Annotated in this window: 22 protein-coding genes and 2 tRNA genes; 9 read left to right on the forward strand and 15 right to left on the reverse strand. The window is 66.0% G+C overall.

From position 1 onward, the window contains the following. Positions 1-48 precede the first annotated feature (48 nt). The gene (locus tag AC6I21_RS09895; protein WP_138177503.1) at positions 49-363 is read left to right on the forward strand and encodes a DUF2249 domain-containing protein; all 315 of its coding nucleotides are present in this window, start codon (positions 49-51) and stop codon (positions 361-363) included. A gap of 31 nt (positions 364-394) precedes the next feature. Here AC6I21_RS09895 and mnmA read toward each other — a convergent pair whose 3' ends face one another. Genes mnmA through AC6I21_RS09910 form a run of 3 tightly spaced genes read right to left on the reverse strand, consistent with a single transcriptional unit; the run spans position 395 to position 3,609 of the window. Beyond that, positions 395-1,531: a tRNA 2-thiouridine(34) synthase MnmA gene (gene mnmA / locus AC6I21_RS09900; protein WP_446755081.1), complete on the reverse strand. Its 1,137-nt coding sequence runs from the start codon at positions 1,529-1,531 to the stop codon at positions 395-397. After that, a complete protein-coding gene (locus AC6I21_RS09905; protein ID WP_360028769.1) occupies positions 1,528-2,763 on the reverse strand; it encodes a cysteine desulfurase family protein in 1,236 nt (411 codons plus the stop codon). Before AC6I21_RS09905 ends, mnmA begins: the two co-directional genes overlap by 4 nt. Positions 2,764-2,790: 27 nt before the next feature. Beyond that, positions 2,791-3,609: a hypothetical protein gene (locus AC6I21_RS09910; RefSeq protein ID WP_446754253.1), complete on the reverse strand. Its 819-nt coding sequence runs from the start codon at positions 3,607-3,609 to the stop codon at positions 2,791-2,793. Between the two features lie 134 nt (positions 3,610-3,743). Between AC6I21_RS09910 and folP the strand changes: the two genes are divergently transcribed. Further along, positions 3,744-4,667, forward strand: coding sequence for a dihydropteroate synthase (gene folP, locus AC6I21_RS09915; RefSeq protein ID WP_138926492.1), 924 nt, complete (start codon positions 3,744-3,746; stop codon positions 4,665-4,667). Between the two features lie 11 nt (positions 4,668-4,678). Then, positions 4,679-5,446 (forward strand): dihydrofolate reductase family protein, encoded by a 768-nt coding sequence (locus tag AC6I21_RS09920; RefSeq protein WP_446754254.1) that lies wholly within the window; start codon positions 4,679-4,681, stop codon positions 5,444-5,446. Here the strand turns inward: AC6I21_RS09920 and AC6I21_RS09925 are convergent. Then, positions 5,391-6,308 carry a diacylglycerol/lipid kinase family protein gene (locus AC6I21_RS09925; protein WP_446754255.1) on the reverse strand — a complete coding sequence of 306 codons (918 nt, stop codon included), beginning with the start codon at positions 6,306-6,308 and terminating at the stop codon, positions 5,391-5,393. The two genes, AC6I21_RS09920 and AC6I21_RS09925, sit on opposite strands and share 56 nt — an antisense overlap. A gap of 121 nt (positions 6,309-6,429) precedes the next feature. Here AC6I21_RS09925 and AC6I21_RS09930 point away from each other — a divergent pair, with 121 nt between their 5' ends. From AC6I21_RS09930 to AC6I21_RS09940, 3 genes are all read left to right on the forward strand, one after another. Then, on the forward strand, positions 6,430-7,332 hold the full coding sequence (locus tag AC6I21_RS09930; protein WP_497762313.1) for a J domain-containing protein: 903 nt from the start codon (positions 6,430-6,432) through the stop codon (positions 7,330-7,332). A 61-nt stretch (positions 7,333-7,393) separates the two neighbouring features. Continuing rightward, positions 7,394-7,855 carry a tRNA (cytidine(34)-2'-O)-methyltransferase gene (locus AC6I21_RS09935; protein ID WP_346921831.1) on the forward strand — a complete coding sequence of 154 codons (462 nt, stop codon included), beginning with the start codon at positions 7,394-7,396 and terminating at the stop codon, positions 7,853-7,855. 131 nt (positions 7,856-7,986) lie between these two features. Further along, positions 7,987-8,568 (forward strand): anti-sigma factor domain-containing protein, encoded by a 582-nt coding sequence (locus tag AC6I21_RS09940; protein WP_138177490.1) that lies wholly within the window; start codon positions 7,987-7,989, stop codon positions 8,566-8,568. Between the two features lie 103 nt (positions 8,569-8,671). Here AC6I21_RS09940 and AC6I21_RS09945 read toward each other — a convergent pair whose 3' ends face one another. From AC6I21_RS09945 to AC6I21_RS09960, 4 genes are all read right to left on the reverse strand, one after another. Further along, positions 8,672-9,433 (reverse strand): PIG-L deacetylase family protein, encoded by a 762-nt coding sequence (locus tag AC6I21_RS09945; protein WP_497762314.1) that lies wholly within the window; start codon positions 9,431-9,433, stop codon positions 8,672-8,674. Beyond that, the gene (locus tag AC6I21_RS09950; protein WP_138177487.1) at positions 9,430-10,368 is read right to left on the reverse strand and encodes an electron transfer flavoprotein subunit alpha/FixB family protein; all 939 of its coding nucleotides are present in this window, start codon (positions 10,366-10,368) and stop codon (positions 9,430-9,432) included. The genes AC6I21_RS09945 and AC6I21_RS09950 overlap by 4 nt, the downstream gene beginning before the upstream one ends. Before the next feature lie 12 nt (positions 10,369-10,380). Continuing rightward, complete coding sequence (locus AC6I21_RS09955) at positions 10,381-11,202, reverse strand: electron transfer flavoprotein subunit beta/FixA family protein (RefSeq protein WP_175419387.1); 822 nt, start codon at positions 11,200-11,202, stop codon at positions 10,381-10,383. Between the two features lie 299 nt (positions 11,203-11,501). After that, positions 11,502-12,977, reverse strand: coding sequence for a S1C family serine protease (locus tag AC6I21_RS09960; RefSeq protein ID WP_138926499.1), 1,476 nt, complete (start codon positions 12,975-12,977; stop codon positions 11,502-11,504). Positions 12,978-13,216: 239 nt separating this feature from the next. Here AC6I21_RS09960 and AC6I21_RS09965 point away from each other — a divergent pair, with 239 nt between their 5' ends. Next, positions 13,217-15,268: a TPM domain-containing protein gene (locus AC6I21_RS09965; protein WP_497762315.1), complete on the forward strand. Its 2,052-nt coding sequence runs from the start codon at positions 13,217-13,219 to the stop codon at positions 15,266-15,268. 78 nt (positions 15,269-15,346) lie between these two features. Then, positions 15,347-16,078: a PspA/IM30 family protein gene (locus tag AC6I21_RS09970; RefSeq protein WP_138177481.1), complete on the forward strand. Its 732-nt coding sequence runs from the start codon at positions 15,347-15,349 to the stop codon at positions 16,076-16,078. A 160-nt stretch (positions 16,079-16,238) separates the two neighbouring features. Here the strand turns inward: AC6I21_RS09970 and AC6I21_RS09975 are convergent. The 4 genes from AC6I21_RS09975 to AC6I21_RS09990 all read right to left on the reverse strand — a co-directional run bounded on the left by AC6I21_RS09975 (position 16,239) and on the right by AC6I21_RS09990 (position 21,101). Then, positions 16,239-16,312: transfer RNA gene (locus AC6I21_RS09975), tRNA-Met, on the reverse strand. A gap of 430 nt (positions 16,313-16,742) precedes the next feature. Then, a tRNA-Met gene (locus AC6I21_RS09980) sits at positions 16,743-16,816 on the reverse strand. A 66-nt stretch (positions 16,817-16,882) separates the two neighbouring features. Beyond that, positions 16,883-19,888 (reverse strand): UPF0182 family membrane protein, encoded by a 3,006-nt coding sequence (locus tag AC6I21_RS09985; protein ID WP_446754257.1) that lies wholly within the window; start codon positions 19,886-19,888, stop codon positions 16,883-16,885. Between the two features lie 115 nt (positions 19,889-20,003). Beyond that, on the reverse strand, positions 20,004-21,101 hold the full coding sequence (locus tag AC6I21_RS09990; protein WP_346921828.1) for a YlbL family protein: 1,098 nt from the start codon (positions 21,099-21,101) through the stop codon (positions 20,004-20,006). A 268-nt stretch (positions 21,102-21,369) separates the two neighbouring features. On the opposite strand from AC6I21_RS09990, the gene AC6I21_RS09995 reads away from it, so the two are divergent. After that, positions 21,370-22,722, forward strand: coding sequence for a zinc-dependent metalloprotease (locus AC6I21_RS09995; RefSeq protein ID WP_446754258.1), 1,353 nt, complete (start codon positions 21,370-21,372; stop codon positions 22,720-22,722). A gap of 112 nt (positions 22,723-22,834) precedes the next feature. Here the strand turns inward: AC6I21_RS09995 and AC6I21_RS10000 are convergent, their stop codons facing one another. The 3 genes from AC6I21_RS10000 to nudC all read right to left on the reverse strand — a co-directional run bounded on the left by AC6I21_RS10000 (position 22,835) and on the right by nudC (position 26,650). Next, the gene (locus tag AC6I21_RS10000) at positions 22,835-23,455 is read right to left on the reverse strand and encodes a M48 family metallopeptidase (RefSeq protein WP_446754259.1); all 621 of its coding nucleotides are present in this window, start codon (positions 23,453-23,455) and stop codon (positions 22,835-22,837) included. A 166-nt stretch (positions 23,456-23,621) separates the two neighbouring features. Then, positions 23,622-25,730 carry an ATP-dependent DNA helicase UvrD2 gene (locus AC6I21_RS10005; protein ID WP_446754260.1) on the reverse strand — a complete coding sequence of 703 codons (2,109 nt, stop codon included), beginning with the start codon at positions 25,728-25,730 and terminating at the stop codon, positions 23,622-23,624. After that, entirely contained in the window at positions 25,727-26,650 is a 924-nt protein-coding gene (nudC, locus tag AC6I21_RS10010) for an NAD(+) diphosphatase (protein ID WP_497762316.1), read from the reverse strand. The genes AC6I21_RS10005 and nudC overlap by 4 nt, the downstream gene beginning before the upstream one ends. Positions 26,651-26,779 lie beyond the last annotated feature (129 nt).

Consider the following 26,779-nt stretch of genomic DNA (forward strand, 5'->3'; position numbering starts at 1 on the left):
CCATGTGGCATCCCCGCCACCTGGCGGATCAGAGTGAAGGAGTCGGTGATGGCCGAGAACATTGAAATCTCAGCAACCCGGGAAGAGGCGCTGAAGCAGACAACGGCAGGCACCTGCGCCTGCGGTGGGCATGACGAGCAGCTGCCGGTCCTGGATGTGCAGACGATTCCGCATGCGGTGCGCCACGCGGCAATTTTTGGCGCCCTGGGTTCACTGCGCAGCGGGTCGGGGCTGGTGCTCAGCGCAACACACAACCCGTTGCCGCTGCTCAGGCAGCTCGATGAGCGCCATCCGGGCGAATTCGAGGTCAGCTACCTGCAGCAGGGCCCGGAGGTTTTCAAGCTCAAGCTGGTGCGCAACTAGCGCCCCCGGGGCGGTCCCGCCAGCGGCTACGTCAGCTGACCTTGGCCGGGTCCCAGGCCGTGGAGCGGGCCGAGTCGATGGTGGCCTGGCCCAGCACCCGGCTGTCCTGGTAGACGACCATGGTCTGGCCCGGGGCCACCCCGCGCATCGGCTCCACCAGCCGGGTCACCAGCTGGCACACCCCATCGGCCTGCTGCTCGACGTGGGCCACCGCCGCCACCGGATCCCCGTGGGCGCGCACCTGGACCATGCAGTCGAACTCGGTGCCGAGCCCAACCTCGCTGATGGGCCGCCCCGCCCAGGAGACGCGGATGCCGCGCAGCTCATCCACGGCCAGCAGCGCCTCGGGGCCAACGATCACCTTGTTGTCCTTGGGCCGGATTTCCAACACGAAACGGGGCTTGCCGTCCGCTGCCGGGCGGCCCAGGCGCAACCCCTTGCGCTGTCCCACGGTGAAGGCCTGGGCGCCGGTGTGCTCGCCCAGTTCGTTGCCGTCCTGGTCCACGATCTTCCCCGGCGTCATTTCGATCCGTTCGGCCAGCCAGCCGCGGGTGTCCCCGTCCGGGATGAAGCAGATGTCGTGGCTGTCGGGCTTGTTCGCCACGGTCAGCCCGCGTTCGGCGGCCTCGGCCCGCACCTGCGCCTTGGACGGGGTCTCCGCCAGCGGGAACATGCAGTGCTCCAGCTGCTGGTGGGTCAGCACGCCCAGCACATAGGACTGGTCCTTGGCCCAGTCCGCCGCGCGGTGCAGTTCTGGGTTGCCGGCCTCATCGCGGATGACCTTGGCATAGTGCCCGGTGCACACCGCGTCGAAGCCCAGCGCCAGCGCCTTTTCCAGCAGTGCGGCAAACTTGATCTTCTCATTGCAGCGCATGCACGGGTTCGGGGTACGTCCGGCCTCGTATTCGCTGATGAAGTCATCGACCACGTCCTCGGCGAAGCGGTCCGAGAAGTCCCAGACGTAGAACGGGATGCCCAACTTGTCGCAGGCGCGCCAGGCGTCCGAAGAGTCCTCGATGGTGCAGCAGCCGCGCGAGCCGGTGCGCAGGGTGCCCGGCATCCGGGACAGGGCCAGGTGCACCCCGACCACGTCGTGCCCGGCCTCGACGGCTCGGGCGGCGGCCACCGCCGAGTCAACGCCGCCGGACATCGCTGCTAAGACCTTCATCGTGTAAATCCTGTTCCCGCAGTATGGATACTGCTCTCGTCGGCCGCCATTCCGGCCTTCTTCGCCCGGGCGTAGGCCTCGGGCAGTGCTTCCAATAGTCTGTCAACGTCGGCCCGGGTGGTGCTATGCCCAAATGTGAAGCGTTGCACACTGCGGGCGCTGCGCGCATCGCGGCCCATGGCCAGCAGCACGTGGGAGGGCTGGGGCACCCCGGCGGTGCAGGCCGAGCCGGTGGAGGAGCAGATGCCCAGCATGTCCAGCACGAACAGCAGCGAGTCCCCCTCGCAGCCGGGGAAGGTGTAGTGCAGGTTTCCCGGCAGCCGGGCCTGGGTGTGCCCGGCATCGGCCGGGCCGTTCAGCTGGGCCTCGGGGATGCTGCGCGAAATCTCGGCGACCGCGTAGTCGCGCAGGCCGGCCAGCCGCTCGTATTCGGCCTCGCGCTGCGCGGCCGCTTCCTGGGCGGCGGCGGCGAACCCGGCGGCCAGGGCCGCGTTCAGGGTGCCCGAGCGCAGCTTGCGTTCGTGTCCCCCACCATGCTGCACCGGGGTGAGCACCACGTCGCGGCGCACCAGCAGCGCGCCAATGCCCACCGGCCCGCCGATCTTGTGGGCGCTGATGGCCATGGTGGCCACCTGGCTGGCGGCGAAGTCGGTGGCCACGGCCGTGAAGGCCTGGACTGCGTCGGTGTGTACCGGGATCTGGTAGCCGGCGGCGTGCCGCGCCAGTTCGGTCACCGGCTGCACGGCCCCGACCTCGTTGTTCGCCCACATCAGGGTCGCCAGGGCGATCCGTTCGTGGTGCTCATCCAGCAGGGCGGTGGCGGCGGGCAAATCCAGCACGCCGTCCCGGTCCACTGGCATCCACACCAGCTCGGCGCCCTCGTGGGCGGCCAGCCACTCGGCGGTATCCAGCACCGCGTGGTGTTCAATGCCCGAGAGCAGGATCTTGGTGGCCTGCGGGTTGGCGGCCACCCGGTTCCAGTACAGCCCCTTCAGGGCCAGGTTGTCCGACTCGGTGCCACCGGAGGTGAAGATCACCTCGGACGGGTGGGCGCCGGCTGCCCGGGCGATCTGCTGGCGGGCCTCATCCACCACCCGGTTCGCGGCGCGCCCGGCCCCGTGCAGGGAGGAAGGGTTGCCGGTGCGCGCGAACTGGGCGGTGACCGCCTGCAGGGCGGCACCGCTCAGCTGCGTCGTCGCGGCGTGATCCAGGTATACGGCCGAAGTGTTCATCCCTTCAATGGTACGAGTTCGCCGCCCCTAGGCTGAATGGCCGATTCGTGTGAGTTCTCCTACCTCCAGCGCCTCCAGCGCGTCGCTGCCCAGCACCGCATCGATCAGTGCCCGGCTGCCGCCGAGGATGGTGGAGTCATCGTAGGGTTCGGTGGACAGCATCCAGGAATGGTCGTGGGGGAAGGCCAGGGAGGGACGCTGGCGCTGCTCTCCGGCGGTGGTGCTCGCCCACAGCGGGTTGGCCAGCTGCGCCCTGTTGAGGGCGAAGAGCAGGTAGTTGCGGTAGCCGCCGCCCAAATCCAGGCGGGGCGCGGTGCGGACCGCTGCGGGCAGTCCCGGGCGCTGGGCCTCGGCGAGCGCCCGCGCATGGGCCTGGCGGTTGTGTTCCGCGTCGGCGTTGGGGTCCGGCTCGAAGTCGATCTGGATGCGTTCGCCTCCCTCGATGAAGGCGTACCCGCCCCACAGCCCGGCCACATAGGGGGCTGCGGCGGGTCCTGGTTCAGTGTGCCGGGACAACAGCTCCACCAGGGCGCCCCACTGGTCGATGGGCAGTTCGTAGGCCGGTACGTCCCCGTCCACCCAGGCGTCCTCCTGCTGCGGGTCGCCGTGCTCGTCCAGCCCGGAGACGTCCTCGAACAGGTCGGCGCCCTGCAACCGGTGCCCGCGCAGGGCCGCGATGCTGCCCCAGCTGACCGGGGCCCCGTCCTCGTCCATGGCCGGGTGCAGGATTCGGGCGTAGGCGGCATAGCCTGCGGGGACCTGGGCGGCGATGGTCCCGGGGGCGGCGCTGTCGATGGCCTGGCGGATCCAGGTCCCGGTCTGGGCGGGAAGATGTGGCATGTCCATGTCACCAGCCTACTGTTTGCGCGGCGACGGCTGTGGGGCCGCCGGCTCGGGGCACCGGTTCCGGCTGGGGGTTCAGTGGTATGTATTAAGTGAGAGTTGTCCCCGAAAAATCTGCAGTAAGGGTTTAGATAGCGATGTTCCTGCCGGATCTGAAATACCCCGTACACGATTTTTCGCACCGGAGCATCGATTTTTCGCAGCGCATCGCGGTGATGGCGGTCGTGAACCGCACCCCGGATTCCTTCTTTGACGCCGGGTCAACCTTCGGATTGGATCAGGCCATCGCCGCGGCGATGCAGGCCGTGCAGGACGGGGCGGATTGGGTGGATATTGGCGGGGTGCCCTTCTCCCCCGGCCCGGCACTGTCCTGGCAGGAGGAGGCCGAACGCGTGGTTCCGGTAATCCGGGCAGTACGTGAGCGCAGCGATGTGCTGATCTCCGCGGATACGTTCCTGCCGCAGGTGGCGCAGGCCGCGATCGAGGCCGGGGCCGATGTCATCAACGACACCACGGGCCTGTCACAACCCGGCATGGCCCAGGTCGTGGCGGACAGCGGCGCCCACCTGGTGCTTACCCATTCACTGGCCAAGCCGCGTACGGTGTACCCGCGCCCGCATTATGCGGACGTGGTCGGTGAGGTGCGAGACTACCTGGCGCGCAAGGTCGAGCTGGCGGTGCAGGCCGGGATCGGTGAGCAGAAGCTGATCATTGACCCGGGGCATGACCTGAACAAGAACACCCGCCATACCCTGGAGCTGACCGGCAACTTCTCCCCCATCGCCGAGCTCGGCTACCCGGCGCTGGCCGCGGTGTCGAACAAGGACTTCATCGGCGAAACCCTCAACCTGCCCAAATCGGAGCGGATGGTCGGTTCGATGGTCTCGGCCACCATGTGCATCATGGGAGGGGCGCGGATCATCAGGATGCACAATGTTCCCGAGGCGGTGCAGACCGTGCACCTGATCGAAGCGGCCGCCGGTTGGCGCGCGCCGGCCTACCAGGTCCACAACATGTCGGACATCAATCCCCCGGCCCACCCCGAACACAGCCGCAACTAGGAGCTATCTGCATGCACGGAATCTTCCCGGAACCCACGCCCGAACTGAGCGACAACCAGCTGCTGGAGCGCTACGCCATCGATCGCCGGCCCTATGTCCGGTTCAACTTTGTCTCCAGCCTGGACGGCAGCGCCCAGGTCGGCGGGGTCTCGGCCTCCTTGGGCAGTGCGGCCGACCAGCGCCTGTTCAAGTTGCTGCGCCGGCAGGCCTCGGTGGTGTTGGTGGGGGCCGGAACCGTGCGCGCCGAAGGGTATGACGGACCGCTGGTGGACCCCGAATCCCAGATTTGGCGCGAGGCCAACGGCCTTGGCCGCCACCCGGTGCTGGCGATCTTGAGCAACGGGCTGAACATCTCCCCCACCTCCGCGGTGGTGCGCAACAGCCCGGCCCCGATCCTGCTGTTCACCGCCGTGAACGTGGACCCGCAGACCGCCCGGCACTACCCGCAGCATGTCCAGCTGATCCAGGTCCCACAGTTCAATGGGCTGATCAGCGCCACGCACGTGGTCCACGAACTGACCGAACGGGGCCTGGAGTGCATCCACGCCGAAGGCGGTCCCACGATCTTTGGCCAGTTCATCGACCAGCAGATGGTTGATTCACTGTGTCTGAGCATCAGCCCGCAGCTCATTGGCGGGCAGGGGGCGCGCATTGCCTCCGGCACCGGGGAACACCCCCAGGCGCTGCAGCTGCATTCTGTGCTGCACGAGGAAGGGATGCTGCTCACCGAATACCGGCGCTCACGTCCATCAGCGACAGACACCCCGGACGCACCGTAACCCTGAAGTCCCCGGTGCCCAGCTGCTCCCCGTCCCCGTAGCTGGTTCCGGCAAATTCCACCCGGGCGGTGCTGAACACCCCGGCACGCCGGTAGCGGTGTTCACGCCCGGTGAGGATCTGCACGATCCGGGGCAGCACCCGGTACAGCGGGGCGGCGGTGACTATCATGGCGTCCATGCGCCCGTCATCGTCCCGGGCTGCGGGAAACAGACCGATGCCGCCGCCCAGGGTGCGGATGTTGGCCAGGCTGGCCAGGTACACTCCGCCGTGGAAGGAGAACCCGTCGGCGCTGATGCTCAGCTGCCGGGGTTTGATCCGAGGCAGGCACAGCAGCAGCGCCAACCCGTAGCGGGTGGCTCCCAGCCAGCGCGGCAGGGCGTTGGCCGCCTCGTTGACCTGCGCTTCAAAACCGCAGGAGACCGCCCCAAGCACGAAGCGCGTGCGCTGCGGCTCGTTGGCGAAGCTGACCTCCAACACGTCGCTGGTGCGGATCCTGCCGTGACCGGCCAGGAACCCAAGGATCGCCTCCCGGGTGGAGTGCACCGAGGAGGACCGGCCCATCCGCCACGCGTCGTTGCCGCTGCCGGCCGGAAGAATCCCCATCGGGATGCCCAGGTCGATCAGTGCGGGCAGGCAGGAGTGCACCAGCCCGTCACCTCCCACAATGACCACGGCGTCACTGCCGCGCAGCCGGCTGGGCAGTTCACTGCGCGGCACCTGCGAGGTGTCCACCAGCTGCGGGTTCCGTTCGGCGTCCTGCAGGGTGGCGTGCAGCGCCCGCGCCCGGGACAGGCCGCGGCCGTGGCCGGAGGCGGGGTGGAAGACAATGGAAACGCGGTGATACCCGCGCGGGGTGTTCATAGCCTCACAGCCTACCCATGGGCGGGCGGTGGGCGGAAAAGCGCCGGGGGCATTTATGCTTGTTACACCGCAGCTTCACTCGCGCCCTGCCCCACATCGTTGAAAGGACTTGCTCCTGACCATGAGCTCGCCAAGTCCCTATGAAGTCCTTGGCATTGCGCGCACCGCCTCCCAGGCCGAGATCAAGATGGCTTACCGCAAGGCCGCCCGCGAGTCCCACCCGGACCTGGGCGGCTCCGCCGAACGGTTCCGTGCCGTGCAGCGGGCCTACCAGCTGCTCTCGGATGAGGCGGACCGTTCGCGCTATGACCGCTCCTTCCAGGCCCCCGACACCCGCTCCACTGGATCCGCCGGCACCGGCTCACGTCCCTTTGACGAGCGCGTGCGCACCTCCACCCAGCCCAAGGCGCAGATGCAGGTGCAGTACGTTCCGCCGCTGGAGGATACCGGTTTTACCGACCTTTCCGCCCAGCTCTCGCGCCGCCAGGTCCACGGCGAGCCGCGCAAGCGGGGGCTGTTCACCTCCCGCTCGCGGCTTGAACGGGAGGCAGCCACCATTTCGCTGCTTGAGCGCAACGTCCTGTCGGTGCTGCCCGCGGCGCGGCTGATCAATGGAGTGCACTCCCCCGGCGGCGGACACTATGACCACGTGCTGTTGGCCGGGTACCGGATGGCGGTCATTGGCACCATGACCCTGCCCGAAGGGTACTACATGTTTGACGGGCAGGTCCTGCGCCACGGCAATCGCATGACCCAGCCCCCGGTCCTGCAGATCTCCGGTCTGCAGCGCGCCTTCATGAACCTGAACGTGGTGCCCTACACGCTGGTGCTCACCGGACGGGACAATCCCCATGAGCCGGTCATTGAATACGGCCGCAAGGGCGCCCCGGCGTTGGCCGCCTCCCCCAACGTGCTGAACGCCGCAGGGCTGGTGCGCGAGCTGAAACTGTTCCTGGGCTCCGGCCCGCAGCCCAACCTGGTGGATCGTCCCACTCTGGCGCGTCTATTGGCCGGCATGTACTGAGCACCAGATCCATGCCCACAAATCACCGCTGCGCAGGGTCTGAAGCACTACAATTGGGTGAGTGTTTCGAATCCTGTTTAACGCCCCCGAAATTCCGGGCAACACCGGTAATGCCATTCGTCTCGCCGCGGTAACCGGCGCCGAGCTGCACCTGGTCAAACCACTGGGTTTTGACTTTGATGACGCGAAACTGCGCCGTGCCGGGTTGGATTACCATGACCTGGCGGTGATGAGCATCCATGAGGATTTGGATGCCGCATTCCAGGCGTTGGGTGAGGGCCGGGTTTTCGCCTACACCAGTGAGGGAACGACCCTCTACACCGATATCGACTACCGCCCCACCGACATCCTGCTCTTCGGCAAGGAGTCGGTCGGGCTCTCCGCGCAGGACAAGTCCCACCCGCGGGTCAACGACCTGGTGCGCCTGCCAATGCTGCCGGCGCGCCGGTCCATGAACCTGGCCAACTGCGCCTCCATTGTGTTGTTTGAGGCATGGCGGCAGCACGGTTTCGCCACAGTATAGGACATTCAGCCTCGACACCCTTCAGTCACAGGTTGATAACAACTTTGTGCAGTAGGCTCAGTTAACGCGGTGCAGCGGAATTCCGGCTGGACCAGACACAACCGACGAAACTCTCGGGAGACTCCATCACCATGAACGGTAGCTTCGATCAGCGCCGCAACGAACAGCACGATGACGACCTGGGACTGGGAATCGTTGACGAACTTGCCAGCACCTCCCGGGCCGAGAAGTCCCATAAACCACGCGGCTGGATCTTTGCCGTGGTGGGTGTCGTGGTGTTGGCGGTCCTGGCCCTGGTGCTGTTCTCCCTGCTGAACTCCGGGGCGACGAACGACACCTCCGCGCTGAAGGCCAAGGACTCGGTGTCCAACACCCTGGAACTGCGCAGCGGCGGCAAGGCGACGGTGACCACCTCCGAATCCGATCGGGCGGTCGCCGTGGAACTCTCGGGTCTACCGGCCCTGGATGAGTCCGAGCGCTACGTGGTGTGGGGCATCGATGACGAGGGCAACACGATGGTGCTGTTGGAAACCGCCAAGAGCGCGGATCAGGCCGGGGTGAAGGACAAGCCGGCCCTGGCTTCCATCCTGGTCACCGTCGAGACCACGCCCACCCCGGAAACGCCAACCAGCGAATCCGAGGCCTCGGTGGATCTGCCCCTGGATCCCAACGCGCCGCAGGAAGACGGCACCACCAACGGCGACGACGCCTAGCGTCCGTCCACGAGCAGCAACGAAGGTCCGTGAATCCCCGCTGGGGTTCACGGACCTTCGTCATGCCGGGCCGTTTGCGCGGCCGCAGTTCAAGCCGGTGCGGCTAGAACCCGGCAATCGTGTCATCGGCGTTCACCGCCACCGCGTGGAAGCTCTCGGCGTGCCGGGCCTGCTCCAGCCCGCCGCGCACCGCGTTCTCCCGACACTGTCGTTCGACGAACTTCTCCATGGCTCCAACATCCGGGTGCTGGGTGAAGTGCGAACGCAGCGCCTCCATTTTGCGTCCGAAGTGCTCGGTGATGTCCACGAACGCGTTTTCCCGTTCCTTCGGCGCCCCGTAGAGCCACAGCCAGGGAACCTTGTAGGCTTCCAGGCCCTGCTCGGTGATCAGCTCCGGGAAGCTGAACGGGTTCTCCACCGCCGGATAGATGGCCCGGGTCACCGCCTCACCACAGGCCAGGTGGTCCGGGTGTGAACGCTGCAGGCGGTCCCACGCCCGTTCCGGGTGCATGGCCATGACAATGTTCGGACGCACCTGGCGGATCAGCCGGACCACTTCGCGGATCACCCGCTGGTTCGGCTCCAAGAAGCCGTCGCGTTCGCCCAGGAAGTGCACCGTTTGCACGCCCACCTTGGCTGCGGCCTCGCGCTGTTCCAGGTGGCGCAGCCGGGCGGTTTCCTGTGGGTCCCGGTCATCAAAGCCGCCGGCGTCCCCGTCGGTCATGATGCAGTATTCCACCTGCACCCCGGCGGAGGTCAAGGCGGAGACGGTGCCGGCGGCCCCGAAGTCCAGGTCGTCCGGGTGCGCGGCAAAGGCCAGCACGCGGGCGGTGGATGGTTGAATAAATGGCAGGGTATCGATCATGACTTGCGGCGGCGAATCTCCTCGGCGGCCTGCGGCAGCACCTGGCGCAGGTCACCAATGATCCCGAAGTCGGCGATCTCAAAGATTGGCGCGTCTTCGTCCTTGTTCACCGCCACAATGTACTTGCTGGTCTGCATCCCGGCCTTCTGCTGGATGGCCCCGGAGATGCCCACCGAAATGTACAGCTGCGGGGAGACAGTGGTGCCGGTCTGCCCCACCTGGTAGTCGTGGTCGATCCAGCCGGCATCGGTGGCGGCACGCGAGGCACCCACCGCCGCGCCCAACGCGTCGGCCAGTTCCTCGATCGGTGCGAAGTCGCCATCGACGCCGCGCCCGCCGGCCACCACGATGCGTGCCTCGGACAGGGCCGGGCGTCCGGTGGAAACCTTCGCCTGGCGCTCGACAACCTGTACTGCACTGTTGGCGGCCGCGACCTGCAGGTCCTGCACCTGCGGCTGCTGCCCGGCGCCGGCGGGGGCGTCCTCAATGCTGTTGGGCTTCACGGTGACCAGCAGCACACCGGAGGCGGCATTGGCCTGGGTGGTGTATGAGCCGGCCAGTTCGTCCTTGGTCACGGTGCCGTCACCGGCCACATCCACGGCGTCGGTGATCACCCCGCCGTTGCAGCGGATGGCGGCACGGGCGGCGACCTCGCGGTTGAAGCTGTCGTTGGCCAGCAGCACCAGCTCGGGGTTCACCGAGCTGATTGCGGCTTCAAGGGCGGCCACCTCGTGGTCCTGGAAGGAGTCAGCGGCCGGGGCCTGCAGGACGCTGGTGATCCCGTAGCCAGCAAGAACCTCAAGGGCCGGGGCCGAAACCTCACCCACCACCGCCACGGTGGCAGGGGAGAAACGGGTGGCCAGGGTCAGCAGTTCGCGCTGGGCCTTGGTTGGTTCCTGGCCCAGGGCGTCAAAGAATACTAATGCGGAAGTCATGTGGTTCAGTCCTTAGATCAGCTTCTGTTCGGCCAGGTAGTCGACCAGCGCGATTCCGGCCTGGCCGTTGTCCGTGATGACGGTACCGGCCCCGCGCGCCGGGCGGGCGTTGGCCGAGAGCACACGGGTGGGCGAACCGGCTGGGCCAACGCTGGACGCGTCCAGCCCCAGGTCGGCGGCGCTGACCTCTTCCACCTTCTTCTTCTTGGCCGCCATGATGCCGCGGAAGTTCGGGTAGCGCGGCTCATTGGCCTGGTCGGTCACCGACAGCACGGCCGGTAGCGAGCCACGCAGCGTCAGGGAATCGGCGCCGTGATCGCGGGTGATGCTCAGCGTCCCGGCCGCCGAATCGAAGTCCACGTTCGAGGCGTTGGTCAGGGCAGCGAAGCCCAGCAGTTCTGCCAGCTGAGCCGGAACGATGCCGGTTTCGGCGTCGGTGGAGGCCATGCCGGTGACCACCAGGTCGATGTCCCCGGCATACTTGATCAGCGCGGCCAGGGCCTTGGCGGTGGCCACGGCGTCGGAGCCGGCCAGGGCCTCGTCGTTCAGGTGCAGTCCGCTGGTGGCGCCCATCTGCAGGGCCTTCTTCACTGAAGCCACCGCCTTGGGTCCTCCCATGGTGGCCGCAATGACTTGGTTGCCTGCCTTGGGCCCGCCGCGGTCCTCGGCGATCGCCAGGGCCGCCTCCACGGCGTATTCATCCAGCTCGGAAAGGATTGACTCGCTGCGGTCGATGCGCAGGGTGTCCAGGTCGATGTGACGGTCAAACTGAGCATCCGGTACGTGTTTGACCAGTACCAAGATGTTCAGTGGCGTGCTACTCGCGTCGCTCATTCTCGCCTTTCATGCAAAGTGTCTTCGCTGTCGTAAAGACCGTGGAAGGATCTCTTCCACCCTTATCGTATCGGCGCACCGGCAATACGCCAGAACCTTTTGAAAAATCCAACGGCGGTACGTGACGCATGTCCTTGCATGTCGTAACACGTACCGCCGTGGCCTCATTGCCGGTTCACATTCTGCTTCCCCCGCCGCGCATCGCTGCGCGGCCGGCCGGGATCTTCGTCAACTTCTTCAACACTGCTTCACACTTCGCCCCATAGGAGGGCGAAGTGTGAAGCAGTGCCTGCTGGGTTCTAGTCCTCCAGGGTGCCGACCGTGACCTCCACGTCTTTGGTTTGCCCGTCCCTGATGTAGGTGATCTTCGCCTGGCCCTTGGCCGGAACCTCACGGATGGCCGCGGTCAAGGTCTGTGAATCCTGGATGGGACGGTCGTTGACACCGGTAATCACATCCCCCGACTTCAGCCCCGCTTCCGCGGCGGCCGAACCGGAGCTGATGTCCACGATCTTCGCCCCGGTGCTGAACCCGGAGCTTTGCTGCCCGGTGCGTGCCGCGGCGGCCTGGACAGTGGCGCCCAGCAGCCCGTGGGTGGCCGAGCCGTTCTCAATCAGTTCGCTGGAGATGCGCTTGGCGTAGTCGATGGGGATTGCGAAGCCCACGCCAATGGACCCCGAGTCTTCGTCCCCCGAGGAGGCGATGGCGACGTTGACCCCGATGATCTCGCCCTTCGCATTGACCAGGGCGCCACCGGAGTTTCCGTGGTTGATCGCCGCATCGGTCTGCATGACATTGATGTAGATGGAGCCCGAGTTGTTCTTCTGCTGCGGTGCGCCGGGGAATTCGAAGTTGAACTCACTATCGCCCCCGCCGTCGCTGGGCTGTTCCGGCACTGCGGAGGAGGCCACGGAGATCGTGCGGTTCAACGTGGAGATGATCCCGTCAGTGACGGTGCCGCTCAGTCCCAGAGGTGCGCCGATGGCCACGGCGGTGTCCCCGACGTTCAGGCTGCTCGACTCGCCCAGAGTCGCTGGAACCAGGCCCTCGGCGTCAATCTTGATGACCGCCAGGTCCGACATCGGGTCGGTGCCCACCAGCTCCGCGGAATACACCTTGCCGTTGTTCAGTCGCACATTCAGCTGCGGATTGCCGGTGGCCCCGCCCAGGGTCACCACGTGGGTATTGGTCAGGATGTGCCCCTGATCATCCAGCACGATGCCAGAACCCGAGCCGGCCGAACCGTTGCCGGAAGCCTCGATCGTCACCACGCTGGGCGCGGCCTTGGCGGCCGCGGCGGTGGCGGTGGTGACCGTTTCCGGGTTGTTGATGACCACGCCGTCCTGCGGACTTTGCACCTGGGCGGTGCCGCTGGAGTTGGGGTTGATCAGGTAGGTGGTCCCGGCGGCGGTGACCCCGCCGATCAGGGCGGCGGCGACCATGCCGGAGATCAGGGTGGTCCCGGCATAGCGCTTGCGCGGCTTGCGCTCGGGAGCCTGCGGCGACTGGTGCGGGTGGAAGTCCCCCTGCCCATACGGGTTCTGCCCGGCCGCGGAGTGCTGCTGGTCAGCGGCCGAGTAGTAGTGGCTGGCCGTGGGGTATTGGGTGGTGGGCGCTCCGCTGTCGTGCTGGGAGCCGGCTGCCGAGCGCGGGTTTGGCTGGTTGGCATCCTGCGGGGTCACCGGTTCCCCGGCGTTGTGTGCCGGCTGGCCCACGCGCGGTTCGTGGTCCCCGCCCTGGCCCGGTTCCCTGGGATCACTCGGTGACTGGCTCATGGTTGCCTCTCTAGTTCTCTTCGATCTCTTGGTAATTATTATTCCGATGCGAACTGTGGCCTTAAGCGGGAGAAACTGAGCAGCCGCTGTGAGTTCGGCGCAAGTCAACACGGCCAACCCGGGCTTTACCGGTCTTACCCTATGGAATCACGAAAATTCGTGGCACGGTCCTGAATTCGCCGAACGGGCACGGGTATTGTGTAACTCATATCCGCATGCAGATCTGAGTAAGGACGAAAATGCGACGTACCGCACGGGGACTACTGGCGGCGGTCGTGACCGCCGTGGCCATGTTGTTTGCTCTGGCGCTGCCCACTCATGCCGAATCCCCGGTGGATATTCCTCCGGGCAGCTTCGTGGTGGACAACTCCGGGGTGCTGGGCGGCGGTGAAGCCAACGAGCTGGAGGAGGAGATCTCCAAGCTGCGCTCCGAGACCGGGGTGAGCCTGTTCGTGGTGTTCGTCGATCAATTCAGCAATCCGCAGGATCCGCAGCAATGGGCCGCCGACGTGGCCGAGCGCAAGAACATGGGCAGCAATGACACGATTTTGGCGGTGGCCACCGAGCAGCGCCAGGCCCAGTTCCTGACCTCGCAAAGCGGACCGCTGGGCGGCGCCGGTCAGCAAATCTATACCCAGTACATTGCCCCGGAACTGAACAACCTCGATTGGCTGGCCGCGGCCGAAGGTGCCATCAACGGCATTGAGGATGCCGCCAGGGGCACCGGCTCGCGCGGTGGATCCTCTGGCTCGGGCTTCTCCCTGGTGCCGATCCTGCTGGTTTTCGCCGGCGTGGCCGTCATCGGCTACTTCGTCTTGTCCCGCCGCAGCAAGAAACAGGTCCGCCGCGGTCAGGCCCAGCCCAACCAGCCGGTCCAGCCGGCCATCCCCCTGGACCAGCTGCGCAAGCAGGCCGACCACCTGCTGGTGGCGGCCGATGACTCGATCCGCTCCTCCGAACAGGAACTGGGTTTCGCCGAGGCGCAGTACGGCTCCGCGGCGATTGCCACGTTTACCCAGGACCTGTCCAAGGCCAAGGAGCACCTGCGCGAGTCCTTCAAGCTGCAGCAGCAGCTGGATGACGAGATCCCGGACACCGAAGAAGACCAGCGTTCGTGGCTCAACGAGATCATCCGCAGATGCCAGGAGGTCAATTCGAGCCTGGAAGCCCATGCCGCGGACTTCAAGTCCCTGCGTAAGCTGGAAACCAATGCGGAGAGCCACATCTCCGAGCTGGAGGCAGGACTGGAGCCGTTGAATCAGCGGTTGTCCCAGAGCGTTGCCCTGCTTGAGGACCTCTCCCAGCGCTACGCCCCGGAAGCCACCTCCCAGGTCTTGGATAATGCCTCGCAGACCTCCGAGCGCATCAGCTTCATCCGCTCGGCGCTGAACCAGGCCCGGACCGCGATCCAGAGCGGCGAACGTTCCCAGGCCGCGGTGCTGGTGCAAAACGCGGAGGAAGCCCACGATCAGGCCACCGGCCTGCTGGATGCGATTGCCAAGTCCAACGAGGCGCTGACCAACGCCGAGGCGGATCTGCGGGCGGCAGTGGCCGAGGCCGAGCAGGAGCTGTCCCAGGCCAAAGCGCTCATGGGCGCGCAGGGCGGACAGCGGTTGGCCGCCCCGATAGCAGCCCTGGAAACTGCCCTGGAATCCGTTAAGCGTTCCATGCGGCAGGGCAAGCCCAACCCCTTGGCCCTGATCGCAGCCCTGGACGAGGCGGGACAGGCGTTGAGCAATGAGCTGGGAACCCTGCGTGAGAAGGATGAGCAGGAACGTCACGCCCGCTCCCAGCTGCAGTCGGTGCTGCGCACCGCCGAATCGCGGATCAACGGCACCGATGACTACATTCGGGCCCGCCGCGGCGGGGTGCGTTCCTCGGCCCGCACTCGCCTGGCCGAAGCGCGGCGCTGCCATGAGGATGCGGTGCGGCTCTCCGGCTCGGATCCCATCCAGGCCCTGGCCACCGCCCAGCGGGCCATTCGCCTGGCTGAGGAGGCCGCGCGCATGGCCGAGAGCGATGTTGATAGCTTCGGAGGCCCGGGCGGCTATGGCGGTTACGGCCAGGGACGACGCGGTCCGTTCGACGGATTGGGCGGGGCCGTGCTCGGCGGCATCCTGATTGATTCGATCCTGCACGGGGGACGTTCCTCCGGCGGCCATTCCGACGGCGGCTTCTTTGGCGGCGGAGGATTTGGCGGCTTCGGCGGCGGGGGCGGCGGCTTCGGCGGTGGAGGCGGCGGCTTCGGCGGCGGGGGCGGCGGCTTCAGCGGTGGAGGTGGCAGCTTCTAACTTCCCTGGCGTCATTACCGGTTTGACCCTGTTGTTCAGATTCACCATTGTTTTACAACCAATAGGAAGGTTCACATCATGACCAAGCAGTCCATTTTTGGCCGCGTTGCCCAGCTGGCCAAGGCGAACATCAACGCCATGATCGATTCAGCCGAGGATCCGCAGAAGATGATGGATCAGATGATCCGCGACTACACGAACAACATCGCCGAGGCCGAACAGGCCGTGGCCCAGACCATCGGCAACCTGCGGATGCTGGAAGACGACTACCGGGAGGACGAGCAGGCCGCCAGCGAGTGGGGCACCAAGGCCCTGGCCGCCTCGAACAAGGCCGAGGACTTCCGCACCTCCGGGGAGGACGCCAACGCCGCGAAGTTCGACAACCTGGCCAAGGTGGCCATCCAGCGCCAGATGCAGGCCGAAAGCGAAATGAAGAGCGCGCAGCCGACCATCGCTTCACAACGTGAAATTGTTGAGAAGCTGAAGACCGGCCTGGAGCAGATGAAGAGCAAGCGCACCGAACTGGTTTCCAAGCGGGACGAGCTGACGGCCCGTTCGAAGGCCGCTGCCGCCCAGAACCAGATCAACGAAGCGGTCAAGTCCGTGAACATCATGGACGCCACCAGCGAGATCAGCCGCTTCGAGGAAAAGGTTCGCCGCGAGGAGGCACGGGTCCGCGGCGCCTCCGAACTGGCTTCTTCCAGCCTGGACTCCCAGTTCGAGCAGCTGGAGGATCTGGGAGAGCAGACCGAAATTGAGGCTCGTCTCGCGGCGCTGAAGTCCAAGCAGACCGGCGCCCTGGAGAACTAGTACCTGTAGGCAGCAACAGCATCCGTGGCCGTCACCGTTCTGGTGGCGGCCACGGGTTTATCTGGTCCGCTTGAGGCTGCGCGCCAGGCCCGGAAACCGGCCAAGCGATTGCGCCGGATAAAGCAAAAGAGGAGATCCTTTCGAATCTCCTCTTATCTCGTGGCGGGGGAAGGATTTGAACCTTCGACCTCCGGGTTATGAGCCCGGCGAGCTACCGAACTGCTCCACCCCGCGTCGGTAAATACAACATTACCAATCCTTGAACTCCATGGCTAATCCTGGACCGGTGACCTTCGTCACCGGAGGCTTTCCCGCCCTGCCCGGGACGACTTGGTTGGATTATGCCGCCACTGTTGAATGATGCCTGTCAGAGAATCCAGCCCCCGCCAACGCGGGGGCTGCCGGAACCACTGTCCCCGAAGTCGTGCACGCCCCTTGCGATCCCGTAAATGAGCCGGCAGGCCTTGCTGGACACAACGTCTCATCCGGACCGCGCGGTGAGCCCTGAAGCGGCCATAGCGCCTACCGCCGTCCGGCGTTGGGAAGCTTTAGGGCCACCGGGCCATTCCTGCGCCCCTTGCGACACGGCCCGGGTTGGAGGGCATCAAATCGTCCGGACATGCAAAAAGGTGGAAACGAATTGTTTCCACCTTTTTGTCTTATGTGGCGGGGGAAGGATTTGAACCTTCGACCTCCGGGTTATGAGCCCGGCGAGCTACCGAACTGCTCCACCCCGCGATGACTAGACTATTCTTCATCATCGCGGAGCGGAATGCAAATCGGGCTGCCTGGGGCTGGCCGGGACTAGTTCCCGTCCTGCGGCTGCTCGGTCGGAGCGCCGCTTTCCTCCGGGGCCGGGGCCTCGGTCCCATCGGCCTCCAGCGCCCGGCTCAGGGCGTCCTCCAAGGCCTTCTGGGCTTCGCCATAAGCACCGAAGTCACCATCGGACAGGGCCTGCTGGCCGCGCTTGATGGCTTCGTTCGCGTCCTTCAGCGCCTGGGTCAGCTTCTCCGAGTCGGTCTGCTCCGGGGCCTTGGGCTGCTCATCATCCGGCGAGTCGCCCGGGTCGGCGCCATCATGCTCCTGGGTCACCGCTCCGGAGTCGCCTCCGAAGATCTCATCCAGGGCTTCGCCCAGGGTGTCAGCGAACCCGACCTCGTCACCGAAGGCCACCAGGACCTTGCGCAGGGTTGGGAAGCTGGTCTGGCCCGAAGACTGCACGTAGACCGGCTGCACGTAGAGCACACCGCCGCCCACCGGCAGCGAGAGCAGGTTGCCGCCCTTGACCTCGGAGGCACCCTGACGCAGCAGGTTCAGCTGGGTGGTGACCCGGGTGTTCGTGTCGAAGTTCTGCTGTGCCTGGCCGGGGCCGGGGACCGCGGTGTCGCGCGGCAGCTCCAGCAGCCGCAGCTTGCCGTAGTCCTCGTTCTTCACGCCCGCTTCCCCGCCGGCGTCAGCGTTGGCGGAGAGGAAACCGAACAGCACGTTGCGCTGCTGCCCGTTGCGCGAAGCGGCCGGGATGAACGTGGTGGTCAACGAGAACGTCGCATCGTCCTGGGTCGGCATCTTCAACGACATGTAGTACGGAGGCTGCTTCACGTCCCCGCTACTGGCCGTCGGATCGCTGGGCACGGCCCAGGCGTCGTTGGCCTCGTAGAACGTGTCCGGGTTGGTCACGTGATAGGTGGTCAGCACCTCACGCTGCACCTTGAACATGTCCTCCGGGTAGCGCACGTGCTCGATCAGTTCGCCGGACATCTCCGACATCGGCTTGACCGAGGTCGGGAAAATCTGCTGCCAGGCCTTGAGCATCGGCTCCTGGTCATCCCAGGCGTACAGGTCCACCGAACCGTCATAGGCGTCCACGGTGGCCTTGACCGAGTTGCGGATGTAGTTCACCCGGCCCGAGAGCCGGTCGAATTCCGAGGCGTTGGTCAACGAATCGGTCACCGCCGATTCCAGCTGCTGCTGCTGCGAGTACGGGTAGGCGTTGGAGGTGGTGTAGCCATCCACGATCCACTTCACCCGACCGTCGATGATCGCCGGGTAGGCGTTCGAATCCAGGGTCAGGTACGGGGCGACCTTGCTCACGCGTTCGCGCGGGTTGCGGTCGTAGATGATCTGGGATTCGGCGTTCACCGCATCCGAGAGCAGCAGGTCGGTGGACGCGAACTTCAGCGAGTACACCAGGCGGTTGAAGAAGTTGCCGATGTTCGGCCCGCCGTCGCCCTCGAAGGTGTAGCGCACGTCCTCACCCTCGGAGCCGGTGCTGGGGCGGTCCAGTTCACGCGGCTGCCAGTCCTCCGGGCCACCGACAATCGAGTAGTCCGGGGACCGCTCACCAAAGTAGATCCGCGGTTCGTAGCTTTCATCGCTGGCCAGCTCACCGCTGGTCGGCACGCCCCCGAGCATGAAGTCCGGGCGTCCGCCGGCGGCCACGCGGTTGCCGTAGGCTGCCACCAGGCCGTAGCCGTGGGTGTAGGTGATGTGCTGGTTGATCCACGAATCGTTCGGGTCCACGGTGATCTCACGGGCGGCGATGACCGTGTCCTCGGTCTTGCCGTCGATCTCGTAGCGATCAACGTTCAGGTTCGTGGGGAACGCGTAGTAGCTGCGGAACTGCTGCAGCTGGGCGAACGCCGCGGAAACCAGGTTCGGATCCAACAGGCGGATGTTGGTGGTGGTCGCCTTCTCGGCGGCCAGCGCACCGGATTCGGCGGTCACCTTCGCCTCATACGGGGTCACCTCCACATCCTGCAGGCCATAGGCCTCCCGCGTCATCTTGATGTTGCGGTCAATGTATTCGCGTTCCAGGGACTTCTGCGAAGGCTGCACCTGGTATTCCTGGACCAGGAACGGGTAGATGCCCCCGGCCACGATCATGGTCACCACCAGCATCGCGGTGCCGATCAGCGGCAGGCGCCAACGCCCGGTGAAGGCGGCAATGATGAAGGTGATGGCAATCAGCACGGCGATGATCGCCAGGATCATCCGCGCCGGGATGACCGCGTGCACGTCCTTGTACAGGGCACCGGCCACGCGGCCGGACTGGTCGGTGAGCGTCTCGTACTGGCCAATCCAGTAGTTCACGCCCTGCAGCACCAGGAAGACGGCCACGACGACGGCGGTGTGCACCCGGGCGGCCTTGCCGATGGTCACTCCCCCGCGTTCCTCGATGCGGATCCCGCCGTAGAGGTAGTGGGTCAGCAGCCCGGCCACCCCGCCGAGCAGGACCACCGAAATCAGGAACCCGTTGATCAGTCCGATGAACGGCAGGGTGAACACGAAGAAGCTGATGTCCAGGTTGAACTGCGGGTCGGTGGTGCCGAACTCCTGCTGGTTCATGAACAGCAGGATGGTCTGCCACTGGCCGGCCACCGCGATTCCGGAGAACACACCGATCACCACGGGGATGCCGATCATCAAGAAGCGGCGGATCGGCTCCAGCTGCGCCTGGTAGCGGGACATCATGTCCGGGCGGTTTGAGCTGGGCGCGTACACCGGGCGGTGCTTGTAGGCGCTGCGCATGGACAGCCACATCGGCACGGCCATGAGGGCGGCGGCAACGATGAAGATGACCACCTTGGCGATCTTCTCGGTCCAATACACCTCCGAGTATCCCAGCTGGTTGAACCAGAGGATGTCGGCGTAGAAGTTCGAGAAGAAGACGAACAGCGCGACGAGGATACCCACCGCGAAAATCGTCAACGTCAGCGGCGAGGTTTTCCGATTCGGCGGGTTCGGTGGGCGCTTGGGTTCATCGGATCCCCGCGGGGGCCCTCCGAATGGACTGTCAGGTCCGAATGACACTATTTTTTCCTCACACTCAAGGTCCCGGTGAGCAAAGTTCGTGCCGAGACGCGTGTATTTACTTACATTGGTATCTGGTCTGCGGGGGTTTGGCTAGCGGAACCCGCCGCGGGGCTCACTTCAAGGTGCAGGTGGGCAGCTGCTGCGGGTCGGTTCCCGAGGCGATGCGGCTCAGGGCCTGGCGGGCCTCGGCCAGGGTGGACACCTTCACCACGTCCAGGTCCTTGGGGACCCGGTCCTGCACGTCGGGGCAGTTATCGGCCGGGGCCAGGAACACCTCGGCGCCGGCGCGCTGGGCGGCGGCCATCTTCTGCGCGATCCCGCCAATGGGTTCGACCTTGCCGTCATCGGTGATCGCCCCGGTGCCGGCCACGTGGGTGTCCCCGGCCAGGGAGCCTTCGGTGAGCTGGTCGATGATGGCCAGGGCGAACATCATCCCGGCGCTGGGTCCCCCGATGTCCTCCACCCCGAAGTTCACGTCCATGGGGAAGGTGTATTCCGGCTTCAGGAACACGCCAATTTGCCGGGTCCCGTCCTCGGCCGCGGCGGTGCTCACCTCTTCGTCCACCGATTGGCCCTCACGCTTGACGGTCAGTGTGGACGGCTTTGTCCCCTGGCGGGTCAGGGCCTGCTTCAGCTGGGCCAGGTCCTTGATGGGTTCACCGTTGATCTTCTCCAGTTCGTCCCCCTCACGCAGGGCGCCCTGGTTGAGCGGATCGCCGAAGCCCACCACCTGCAGGGTGGTTGTGAAGGGGATCTGCAGTTCATTCAGGGCCGCGGCCACCGACAGCTCCTGGCTGGAGGCCATCAGCGAATCGTTCTGCTGGCTCAGCTCATCGCTGGTCACCCCGCGCGGCAGCACGGTCTCTTCCTGCACCACGTCCTTGGTGGGATTCACCAACGCCTCCAGGATCACCGGGACGGTCACCCGGTGCTGCCCGCCACCCTGGACGTAGACCGTGGTCATGTCCAACTGGCTTTCGGTCTCAAAGGTCTGGGCGTCCTTGATGCTCAACAGCTGATGTCCGTCCAGCTCGCCCAGCGTGTTGACCACCGGACCCGGTGATTCGACCACAAAGTTGGTGGGCAGGAAGGAAATCACCGCCACCAGCAGCAGCGCAATGGTTCCGGCGATGGTGCCGCGCGGCCGAGGGGAGCTGGTGGTTGCGGATTCCCGCGTTTGGGCTGGGTCAGCTCCTGGCAGTGGTTCCATCTCTTGCACGTAAGTCGCTCCCGCCGCGGACATAAAAGTTGTGGCTCGGCCATTTGGGGACAAACGACCACTCCTAGCCTACTGAATAAGCCCAGGGAACTTCATCCGCACACAGAGGTATATTCGGTGTGCCGAAAGCGAACTGGTGCGTGGATCTATGTCAACGCTCAGCTCGAACGGGTACTTTTATTACATGGCACAGAACCCACCAAATAATCGACCGCACGGGTCGGACGACGAGAATGACCCACAGGATCCTTTTGCTGCGATGTTTGGACAACTCTTCGGTGGTGGATTCGATCCCAACAATCTTCCACCGCAGTTGCGGGCCGCGCTGGGCGACCAGGCGAACAATCCCGCGGCAATGCAGCAGATGATGCAACAGGCCCAGGCCTTCATGTCGGCGATGATGCAGTCCAATCCCGCCGAGGGCTCGGTGAATTGGAAGCTGGCTTCGGACACCGCGCTGCAGGCCTACGCCAGCGAAGACCCGGCCGTGAGCGAATCGCGGCGCAGCGCCATCGCCGACGCCTCCCACCTGGCCGGCATGTGGCTGGATAACGCGACCGTCTTTGAAGGCACCGGCATGCCGCTGGAGGCGTGGACCCGCCGCAAGTGGTTCGACAAGACCCTGGGCACCTGGAAGCAGCTGACCGAGCCGATCGCCGAATCGGTGATCAAGGCGATCACCTCCTCGATGCAGGAGCAGCTGCCCGAACAGATCAAGGGCATGCTGGGCAATTCCGACCAGATCTTCCGCAACCTGGGCGGCAGCATGTTCGGTGCCCAGCTGGGCACCGCGCTGGGCACCCTGGCCAAGGACGTGTTGGGCGGCACGGACATTGGTCTGCCCCTGGCGGGGAATACCCCGGGGCTGGTGGCCACCAACGTGCAGGCCTTTGGCGAGGGGCTGGAGATCCCGGAGCAGGAAATCCTGCTGTACGTGGTGCTGCGTGAGGCCGCCCATGTGCGCCTGTTCCAGCGGGTCCCGTGGCTGTCCTCGAAGCTGATCGGCGCGGTGGAAAGCTACGCTCGGGGCATCCACATCGACATGTCCCGCATCGAAGAGGCGGTGCGCGATGTCGACCCGTCAAACCCGGAGTCCCTGCAGCAGATGCTCGGCGAGGGCCTGTTCACCCCGCAGCGCACCGAGGCGCAGGAACGGGCGCTGAAGAACCTGGAACTGACCCTGGCGCTCATCGAGGGCTGGGTGGACCATGTGGTCTCCCTGGCCGCGAAGAACCTGCCGTTCTCCGAGCACCTGCGAGAAACCTTCCGTCGCCGCCGTGCCTCGGGCGGGCCGGCGGAGAACACGTTCGCCTCCCTGGTGGGCCTGGAGCTGCGTCCCCGCCGCCTGCGCGAGGCCACCGCCCTGTGGGAGCACCTGGATGCCGAACGCGGTACCGAGGGCCGTGACGCGGTCTGGGGTCACCCGGACCTGATGCCCACCGCCGAGGATCTTGATGATCCGGCCAGCTTCACCAGCCGCCGGGAGACCGCGGCGTCGGAGTTCGAGGACTTTGACGCCCAGCTGGGCAAGCTGCTCGACGGCGGTTTTGAGGCCACCGATGATCCGCAGGATCCAGAAGACCCTGACGGCCCGCAGGAGCCGAAGCCGTAGCCAGACCGCCTCATTCGATCACGGGCTGGGCCCCGACGACCGTGGTCGTCGGGGCCCGGCCCGTTTCTCAAGGGATGCAGCCCCGGAAGGACGGCGAGCGCCGGCGGAGCGCTTAGCGGTGCTCCAGGTCCCCACCCTCATCCAGGTCCTCGAGCTGATCATCCGGGCGCCCCATCTCCCGGGCGTGGGCCCGGTAGCCGGCGCTAAAGGCCTTGAGGTATTCGTCGGCTTCGCGCCGCCGCTCGAAACGGTTCAGCAGCTCGTTGAAGCGCGGGCCGTGCCCGTCCGCCGGTTCCACCAGGTGGCACAGTTCGTGCACCAGCACATAGTCCTGAACCCATTGCGGCATGTACTGCAGGCGCGTGGAGAGCCGGATGCGGCGCTCGTACACGGTCGCCGAACCCCAGCGCTTGGTCTGGTTGCTGACCCAGCGCACCGAGACCGGTGCGGCCAAACCCCCGGTGTAGTGCCGGTCCAGGGCTATGGCCCGCTGCATCAACGCCTCATCACTTAGCGCCCAGTCGGTGGTGCGCTTGCGCTGACGGAACTTCTTGAGCATCTCCTCGACAAAGGTGCGTTCGGCCGATTCGGTCAATGCCGCCGGGACCGAGACGACAAAGCGGTCATCCTTCCACTGGGAGGAGACGGTCTTGCGTCGTTTGGTGGAACGCACGATGCGTACCGGGATGTCATCCTCGGCATAGAAATCCACTGTGGTGGGATGCGCTGGCATGCCAAGCCTCCGATTCTAGAAGTTCGTGCCCGGGCTGCCGGACGTGGAATCCCCACCCTAGGCCCGCACTCACCGCCCCGGGCGATGCGGGTCACCGGTTGGGGATAGACCGGCTGGCCCCGCGCCCCGCAGCGCGTTACCGCATCACGGTACGGGCCGGCGGCTCTCAGCCCTGGTTCACCAGGTCCAGCACGGCCTGCCCGTAGCGTTCAAGTTTGGATTTGCCCACCCCGGAAATCCGGCCCAGCTCCTGTAGCGTACCGGGTTTGTCCTCAGCAATGGCCATCAGCGTTGAATCGGTGAACACCACGAACGCGGGAACCGAGTTCGCCTGGGACACCTCACTGCGCCAGCCGCGCAGTGTCTCAAAGAGCTGCTCGTCGTAGGCGGCCGGACAGTCCGAGCACCGGCGCAGCTTGCGTTCACGGGCGTTGCTGAGGAACGAGCCGCATTCCCGGCACACGGCCGGCGTCAGTTTCTGTTCCTTGCGCCGCCGGCTTGGCTGGCGGGCCGAGGAATGCGGCACGGCGCGGATCCCGTCCAGGAAGCGTGAGGGCTGGCGGTGGGCGCGTCCTCCTGGTGTGCGGGCCAACGACCAGGAGAGGAACAGCTGCAGCCGGGCCCTGGTGATCCCCACGTACAGCAGTCGCCGTTCCTCGTCGTAGCCGGCCTGGTCCTTGGCATAGGTGATCGGCACCAGCCCGTCACTGAGCCCGGCCAAGAAGACCACATCCCATTCCAGGCCCTTGGCCGCATGGAAGGAGGCCAGGGTGACCCCGTTCAGCGTGGGCGCGTGCTGGGTGGCGGCGCGCTCCTCAAGTTCGGTGATGATCTCCCGCAGGGTAATCTGCTCGCCTCCCTGTTCGCGGGCGGCGGCCATGTCGTCGGCCAGACGCACCAGCGCCGAGAGCGATTCCCAGCGTTGGCGTTGGGCCCCGCCGGCCGCCGGCGGCTGGGGGGCGTAGCCGTGGGAGGAAAGCACGTCGCGCACCATCTGGGGTGCCGGGATCTCCGATTCCACGTGCAGGGCCGCGCGCAGCGCGAGCATCCCCTCCTTGACCTCGGTGCGGGAGAAGAAGCGTTCGGCGCCGCGCATCACGTACGGGATGGAGTGTGCGGTCAGGGCCTGTTCGAAGGCCTCGGACTGGCCGTTGGTGCGGTACAGGATGGCGATTTCACTGACGTCCTGGCCGTTGCCCAGCAGTGCCTTGATCCGCTGGGCGACTTCCTCCGCCTCGTGCGCGTCATCACTGGCCTCGAAGAACTCCGGCTCCGGGCCGTGCTCGCGCTGGGCGATCAGCTCCAGGGGTTCAGGCCAGGTGACCGTGCGGTCCGGCACGGAGGTTTCAATGCGGCGCGTGGCCAGGATCTTGTTGGCCAGGGCCACCACTTCGGGGGTGGAACGGTAGTCGCGCACCAGCTTGACCACGTCAGCCTCCGGGTAGCGTTGGCGGAACTTCAGCAGGTAGTCGGAGGTCGCCCCGGTGAACGAGTAGATGGTCTGGGAAGCGTCTCCCACCACGCAGATGTCCCGCCGCTCCCCCAGCCACAAATCCAGCAGGCGCTGCTGCAGCGGGGAAACGTCCTGGTACTCATCCACCACGAAGTGCCGGTACTGGGCACGCACGCTGGCCGCGACCTTCTCATCGTCCTCCAGGATGGCGGCGGTGAGCATCAGGACGTCTTCAAAGTCGATGACCTGGCGGTCGTCCTTCAGCTCCTCATAGGTCTGGAAGATGCGCACCATCGTCACCGGCTCCAGCCCGTTGGGCAGCTCCCGGCCCTCGACCACCTTGGCGTAGGTTTCCACCGAATGCATCGAGACCTTCGCCCACTCAATTTCGGAGGCCAGGTCGCGCACCATCGCCCGGTCGCTGGAAATGCGCAACCGGCGCGCGCTTTCGGCCACCAACGGCGCCTTGTGCTCAATCAGGTTCGGCAGGGTGCCGCCAATGGATTGCGGCCAGAAGTACTGCAGCTGGCGCAGCGCCGCAGCATGGAAGGTGCGGGTCTGCACCCCGTTGGCGCCCAGGTGGCGCAGCCGGGTGCGCATCTCCGCTGCGGCACGGGTGGTGAAGGTCAGGGCCAGCACGGTGTTGGGCTGGTACACCCCGGTATAGACCCCGTGGGCGATGCGGTGGGTGATTGCCCGGGTCTTGCCGGTGCCCGCCCCGGCCAGGATGCACAGCGGTCCGGTCAGGCTTTCGGCCGCACGGCGCTGCTCGGCGTCCAGGCCCGCCAGCAGATCCGGGCTCACGCTGGACTGCTCGCTCATCGGGCGCCCGCCTCCGGCAGGGGCTGGCCGTACCAGTCGCGGATCAGGGCGTGGGCAATGGAGACCCCGCGCGGGATCTGGATGCTGCCGGCGGCCAGTTCCCGGCCCAGTTCCGCCCGGGAGAACCAGCGCAGGTCCAGGATTTCCAGTCCGTCGGGCACCAGGTCGGTGGTTTGGGCGTGCGCCGTATAGCCAAGCATCAGCGAGCGCGGCAGCGGCCAGGGCTGGGAGCCGCGGTAGTGGCATTCATCAACGCGCACCCCGGATTCCTCGAAGACCTCGCGCCGCACCGCCGATTCGCAGGATTCCCCGGCCTCAACGAAGCCGGCCAGCACCGAGTACACGGTCGTGTTCCAGCGGGCGTTGGCCCCGAGCAGGATCCGGTCCTGGTCATCGATGATGGCCACGATCACCGCCGGGTCGGTGCGGGGAAAGAGCTCATGCCCGTTCTTCACGCATTTAAGCACCCACCCGGCCGTGGTGGGGTGCACGGGGGAACCGCATTCGGGGCAGAAGTTGTAGCTGCGCCGCCAGTTGGTGATCGCCTGGGCGATTAGCATCAGGTGCTGGTGTTCGGGCCGCAGTTGGGTGAACGCGGTGCGCAGGTCCAGCAGCTCGTGGTGGGCCGGGGCCATCTGCTGCGGCAGCAGGGCCACCACGTAGTCGTGCTGCGCCGCGCGCCCCAGGTAGATGTACTCCCCGCCCTCGGGCAGGGTGGAGGATGGGCCAGGCACCAGCGCCAGCCCGCCGGCATCGGCCAGGGCCCTGCCCTCGACCATGCTCATGACCAGGGTGCTCTCACGTTGCAGAACCTGTTGCAGCAGATCCGGTTCATCATATTCGATAATCTGCCGTTCGAACCGGGCCTCCGCGAAGCTCAGGTCCTCCAGGGGCAGGTGGTATTTCTCTGCAAGCGCCATATCTACAACTTTAGGCGTGCTGTCAAAATACGGGTGGCCGCGGGCCCCGGAGTGTGGGCGACCCCACCCTGCTTCCCCCAGGGCCACACGGGGCCCACCGATTTGCGGTGACATACCGTGAGTCTTTGG

The sequence above is a fragment of the Glutamicibacter sp. St.4D3 genome (assembly GCF_059728615.1).